This is a genomic window from Armatimonadota bacterium, from assembly GCA_035527535.1.
Taxonomy (GTDB): Bacteria; Armatimonadota; Hebobacteria.
This window is the reverse complement of record DATLAK010000150.1, coordinates 1-5,106: the sequence shown is the minus strand read 5'-3', so window position 1 is coordinate 5,106 and position 5,106 is coordinate 1. Positions and strand designations below refer to the sequence as shown.

The following is a 5,106-nucleotide window of genomic DNA, read 5'->3' as shown; positions in this document are numbered from 1 at the left end:
GCGGGGCACAACGCGCACAGCATCGGCATCTGCCTGATCGGGGCGGGGCCGGGGTGGCCCATCGGCGGCGGCTACCTGACGGCGGCGCAGTGGCGGTCGCTGGGGCGGCTGTGCGCGCTGATGATGGGGCGGTTTGCGGTGCCGGTGGAACGGGTGCTGGGGCATCGGGAGTTCCCGGGGGTAGCCAAGACGTGCCCGGGGTTCGAGGTGGCGGAACTGCGGCGGGCGCTGGGGGAACCATGATCGCAAAGACACGAAGACACAAGGCAAGCAGGCGATCCACAGATTACGCAGATGAGGCAGATGCGGAGACACAACCAGTTTCGTGCGCCATTTTCTGGAGTCTGTGAAATCGGCGAGATCTGCGGATAAGAAGGAAACACGGATGAGCAAGTGGTCGCATTTCTGGAAGCGGGTGCTGGGTGGGGACCCGTACGAGGCGGTCAAGCACGGGGTGATCGAGGGCCTGCGCGTGGCTCTCAAGACGAAGGTGCGCGTGTGGCTGGTGGGGCGACTGGAACGGGCGGGGGTGGAGGCGGAGGACGCGGAGGCGATCTCCTGTGAGGTCATAGGCCGGGCGCTGGCGGCCCTGGAGGAGTGAGGCGATGACGAACCAACCGTTGGGCCTGCCCGAGGGCACGGTGCGGGCGATCTTTGCGCTGATGTTTGCGGCGACGGCGTGTTACCTGGCGGCCGCGCGGCGGATACCGGCGGACGCCTTTGTGCCCGCGGTGATGGCGATCGTGGGGTACTACTTCGGCGCGCGGCAGGGGCAGGCGGGCACGCCGGGCGTCGGCGCGTAGGGCCAGGCTGCGCCAGGCGGCATCATCATCCCGCGGCGATGCGCAGGAAGAGCTCCAGCAGCGGGCTGCCCACCAGGTCGAAGACGACGCCGAAGAGCCCGAAGAACAACAGCGCCATGACGATGACGAAGCCGAAGGGTTCGAGTCGGTCGAGGCGGTAGGCGAGATCCTCGGGCAGCATCCACGCCAGCAGGCGCGAACCGTCGAGGGGCGGGATCGGAATCATATTGAAGACGGCGAGGACGACGTTGATGATGATGCCGAAGAGAATCATGAAGGCGAACGGGTCGAAACCGGCGGTGGTCACGGCGAACCTGCTGTAGAGGCGCAGCAGCAATGCCCACGCCGCCGCCTGCACCAGGTTCGCCACCGGTCCGGCGAGGGAGCTGAGCATGAAGTCGCGGCGCCGGTCGCGGAAGTTGAAGGGGTTGATGGGCACCGGCTTGGCCCAACCGAAGCCGAATTGGCCCTGGCTGAAAACCATGGTGGCGACGTAGATAATGGCGCCGAGGGGGTCGAAGTGGCGGCGCGGATCGAGGGAGACGCGCCCCAGGTTGCGGGCGGTGGGGTCGCCGAGCTTCGAGGCGGCGAAGGCGTGAGCGGATTCGTGCGCCATGATGGCGAGGGCGAAGGCGGGGGCGCCGAAGACGATGCGCAGCAGGAGGTCCATGATCAGGAGCGCGTGAGCGCGGGTGCCGGCACCTGGCCCAGGATCTCCTCGATGATTTGCGCGCCGCTGACGTTGTCGGCCGGCGCCTCGGGGCGCAGGATGAGGCGGTGGGAGAGCACGGGCTCGGCCACGGCCTTGACGTCGTCGGGGATGACGAACTCGCGCCCGGCCATCGCCGCCAGCGCCTGGGACGCGCGCATCAGGCCCAGCGAGCCGCGGGGGCTGGCGCCGAGGGCGACCATGGGATGCTCGCGGGTGGCGGTGGTGAGGGCGACCATGTACTCCTTGACCGAGGCCTCCAGAAAGACCTGGCGCACCGCCTGTTGGAGCTCCCCGATGACTTCGCAGCCCGCCACCGAGCGCACGGCGGCGATGGGATGCTCGCGCACCTGGCGCTCGAGCACCGCGACTTCCTGGGCGGCGGTGGGGTAGCCCATGCGCAGGCGCATTAGGAAGCGGTCAAGCTGCGCCTCCGGCAGGGGGTAGACGCCGCGATACTCGATGGGGTTTTCGGTGGCGATGACGAAGAACGGGACCGGCAGCAGGCGCGTGACGCCGTCGGCGCTGACCTGGAACTCGGCCATGCATTCGAGCAGGCTCGATTGGGTCTTGGGGCTGGCGCGGTTGATCTCGTCGGCGAGGACGAAGTTGGCGAAGACGGGGCCGGGGCGGAACTCGAAGTCGCCGGTCTTTTGGTTGAAGATGGAGGTGCCGGTGACGTCGGCGGGCAGCAGGTCGGGGGTGAACTGGATGCGCTTGTAGGTGCAGCCGCTGGCGGCGGCGAGGGCCTTGGCGAGGGTGGTCTTGCCAACGCCGGGGATGTCCTCCAGCAGCACGTGGCCGTTGCACAGCAGCGCGGCGAGGGCGAGCTCGACGGTGCGGCGCTTGCCGATGATGACGGTCTCGACCTGCTCGATGATGGCGGAGGTGCGCTCGCGCACCTCGGGTAGAGCGATCACACGGTACTCCTTGGGCCACGGGGATTATACCGGTTCGCCAAGCTCAAGGCAAGCGGGGTGCGGGGTAATGGCTCCGCGGGGTAAGGCCAGGGAGCATGAGCGCAGGGGTGCGTGGTGACGGACAGAAGCACGGGGGCGACATGCGCGGTGATGCCGAAGACGGACGGGGCGATTGTGTGTAGCGGCGTCCCCGCGGGAGCGGCGCGACGCCGGCGCGCAGTTCTGCACATCCGCTCAACCACAAAGGGAGGAGGGGAGTAACGCAGAAGGAATACTGCCCCGGACGTAGCGAGGTGGGCAAGCACGGCGCCATAGCGGGCTGTCAGGTGGTATAATGCAATGGGACAGGATAAGAGTAATGCCCGTGGCCTATCACGATAACCTGCCAAACAAGCCCCTTGTGGAGGCGATTCTAGAGATCAAGTGGGGGGAGCAGACCCAGCCTGACCCCGCATATCCGATCATCGTGGGCAGACTCTACGAGAAGGTGCGGGAGGCTTACCCCGTGATAGAGGACCTGCCCGTGGTGCAGGTCCCGCCGAACATGACGATTCACGTCGTGCGCCACCGGTTCCGCGCGTCTGAAGACGGATGGCCGCTCATCCAGGTCGGTCCGGGCGTAGTTACGCTCAACACCACGGAGAGCTATCAATGGCCGGGTTTTCGGGACCGCGCGCTGGCTCTCCACCCGCACATCAAGGAGTCGCATACGAAACCTGAGGCGCTGAACGTAACAAGTCTGGTGCTCCGATATATCGACGCTGTAGAGGTCGATTCCGAGCAGATGGACATGAGGGACTTCCTGAAGCGGAAACTGCATATCGACGTCTCGGCGCCCGACATCCTCTTTGAGGGGCAGCCAGTGGAGAACCGGCTAACAGATGCTATCGTACAGCTGTCGTTTCCGACCACGTCGCCAAGCGGGCAGGTGCAACTGGCGATCTCCACGGGCCAGAAAGGCGGCAAGCCCGCGGTGGTATGGAACACCCTGCTGTTGAGCGCCGGCACGGACGCCCAGAAGGGATGGGAAGACTTCGCGGGCTGGCTTGACGCCGCCCACAGCGTTCTGCATCACTGGTTCTTCGCTCTCATCCAGGGTGACTTGTACGAAGGGTTCGCACGGGCATGAACGCATTCGCGCCTTATGTAGACACGAATCGACATGTTGAGGTCATCCCCGTCGTGTTCGTCGGATCTGAAGCGGACAGGCGGCAGAATGAAAGGATTGCTCCCGTCTCCGGCACGGCTGAGTCGTACCCAGCAGTTGTGTCGGCAACCGGTGCGGCAGCGTCGGACGAAACCTGGATGGAGCCAGCGGTTGCTTCCACTCCGGGGGCGGCCTCAAACGATGCCTTAGGCGAGCGCAGCCCGATTGTGATGAGAACCGACCCAGCGAGACAGAGATGGCTGCGGCTTAAGCGGGCTTTTTGGACGCCGGAGGGGCGTCAGGCGCGTGTCGAGAGAGCGCTCAAGGCGCTGGAAGAAGCCGTCGTGCGCTACGACTTGGATGATGAAACCCTGCGATGGATAGCGGAAGATCGCGACTTGGAGGACATGTAAGTTGCCAGCCGTTGCGGTTGGAGCGACTCCCTTCTGGCAGCGACGTCTTCCTTGATACCAACGTCTTCGTAAATGGTCTGCTTGAGCGATCTGCCGAGTGCCTTGACCTATTGCAGAGGTGTGCAATAGGGGATATTGCAGGCGTAACCAGCATCCACGTCGTCAACGAGGCAACGCACAAGCTAATGCTAGCCGAAGCCTGCCATGTGGGCATCATAGGAAGAGAGAACTATTCCCTGCTTGAGAACCGCGTTTGCGAGGTGAAGCGTCTGAGCCGATATTGGACACAGACGCTGAGCATCTTACGCATGAATGTAATCGTGCTGCCAGTGGATGAAGCGTCGCTCCACAGGGCGCATCGCGAGCGCGCCGCGCACGGGCTGCTCACAAACGATTCCCTCATCGTGGCCGCGATGCGCAAGTACGGCCTTACTGCCTTGGCATCTGCCGACGGCGGCTTCGATCACATCCCCGACTTGACTCGCTACAGTCCGTCGGATCTGGCGCAGGTTTCCTGACTGACCGCGCTTCTTACCCCCCGACCGCCACCTCCTTGCCCAGCTTGGCGGAGCGGTAGATGGCATCGAGCATGTGAGTGACGGCGAGACCGTCTTCGCCAGGGGCGATGGGCTCGGCGCGCCCGCGCAGGCAGTCCACGAAGTGGATGACCTCCATCTCGTGCCCCGAGAGCTTGGGGAAGGACGGCGCCAGGTCCACTTGCGCGCCGTGCTTCTCGGTGAAGATGCGAAGCTGCGGCTCCAGGCTCGCCCCCCCGTCCATGCCGTAGAGGTCGAGAAAGGTGCGGTCGCGCTCGATGTAGGTGGCCCAACTGACCTCGACCTGGATCGCTTTTCCCCCCTCGAATCGCAGCAGCGCAACCGCCAAGTCCTCGACATCGAACTGGCCACCGCCGTGGCCGACGCCCCAAGTCCCCATCCCGCGGCCGCGACTGCCCAATGCGCTGTAGGTCACACCGCTCGCCCGCAGGGGCTTGGGCTTGCCCATGAGGAACCATGCGAGGTCGAGCATGTGTACGCCCAGGTCTATGAGCGGACCGCCGCCCGCCATCGCCATCGTGCCGAACCAGCCCCGCGGGATGCCGCTGCGGCGCAGC

Annotated in this window: 9 protein-coding genes; 6 read left to right on the top strand and 3 right to left on the bottom strand. The window is 65.2% G+C overall.

Annotated elements, in window-relative coordinates:
* The 3 genes from VM221_10530 to VM221_10520 all read left to right on the top strand — a co-directional run.
* Positions 1-243 (top strand): N-acetylmuramoyl-L-alanine amidase (locus VM221_10530; GenBank protein ID HUT75251.1); only part of this gene is annotated, 243 nt, incomplete at its 5' end.
* A gap of 142 nt (positions 244-385) precedes the next feature.
* A complete protein-coding gene (locus tag VM221_10525) occupies positions 386-601 on the top strand; it encodes a hypothetical protein (GenBank protein ID HUT75250.1) in 216 nt (71 codons plus the stop codon).
* A gap of 4 nt (positions 602-605) precedes the next feature.
* Complete coding sequence (locus tag VM221_10520) at positions 606-803, top strand: hypothetical protein (GenBank protein ID HUT75249.1); 198 nt, start codon at positions 606-608, stop codon at positions 801-803.
* A 25-nt stretch (positions 804-828) separates the two neighbouring features.
* On the opposite strand, the gene VM221_10515 is transcribed toward VM221_10520, so the two are convergent.
* Entirely contained in the window at positions 829-1,473 is a 645-nt protein-coding gene (locus VM221_10515) for a site-2 protease family protein (protein HUT75248.1), read from the bottom strand.
* A gap of 2 nt (positions 1,474-1,475) precedes the next feature.
* Positions 1,476-2,432, bottom strand: a complete 957-nt coding sequence (locus VM221_10510) for a MoxR family ATPase (GenBank protein HUT75247.1) — start codon at positions 2,430-2,432, stop codon at positions 1,476-1,478.
* Between the two features lie 358 nt (positions 2,433-2,790).
* On the opposite strand from VM221_10510, the gene VM221_10505 reads away from it, so the two are divergent.
* The 3 genes from VM221_10505 to VM221_10495 are packed head-to-tail and all read left to right on the top strand — an operon-like array spanning position 2,791 to position 4,510.
* Positions 2,791-3,561, top strand: a complete 771-nt coding sequence (locus VM221_10505; GenBank protein HUT75246.1) for a TIGR04255 family protein — start codon at positions 2,791-2,793, stop codon at positions 3,559-3,561.
* Complete coding sequence (locus VM221_10500; protein ID HUT75245.1) at positions 3,558-3,992, top strand: hypothetical protein; 435 nt, start codon at positions 3,558-3,560, stop codon at positions 3,990-3,992. The genes VM221_10505 and VM221_10500 overlap by 4 nt, the downstream gene beginning before the upstream one ends.
* Positions 3,956-4,510, top strand: coding sequence for a PIN domain-containing protein (locus VM221_10495; protein ID HUT75244.1), 555 nt, complete (start codon positions 3,956-3,958; stop codon positions 4,508-4,510). The genes VM221_10500 and VM221_10495 overlap by 37 nt, the downstream gene beginning before the upstream one ends.
* 13 nt (positions 4,511-4,523) lie before the next feature.
* On the opposite strand, the gene VM221_10490 is transcribed toward VM221_10495, so the two are convergent.
* On the bottom strand, positions 4,524-5,106 hold a 583-nt coding region (locus VM221_10490; protein HUT75243.1), incomplete at its 5' end, for a Gfo/Idh/MocA family oxidoreductase.

Excerpts from the sequence above, each read along its gene's own strand:
- VM221_10525 (HUT75250.1), top strand. The coding sequence starts at position 386 with ATGAGCAAGTGGTCGCATTTCTGGAAGCGGGTGCTGGGTGGGGACCCG.
- VM221_10500 (HUT75245.1), top strand. The coding sequence starts at position 3,558 with ATGAACGCATTCGCGCCTTATGTAGACACGAATCGACATGTTGAGGTC.
- VM221_10505 (HUT75246.1), top strand. The coding sequence starts at position 2,791 with ATGCCCGTGGCCTATCACGATAACCTGCCAAACAAGCCCCTTGTGGAG.
- VM221_10515 (HUT75248.1), bottom strand. The coding sequence starts at position 1,473 with ATGGACCTCCTGCTGCGCATCGTCTTCGGCGCCCCCGCCTTCGCCCTC.
- VM221_10520 (HUT75249.1), top strand. The coding sequence starts at position 606 with ATGACGAACCAACCGTTGGGCCTGCCCGAGGGCACGGTGCGGGCGATC.
- VM221_10495 (HUT75244.1), top strand. The coding sequence starts at position 3,956 with ATGGATAGCGGAAGATCGCGACTTGGAGGACATGTAAGTTGCCAGCCG.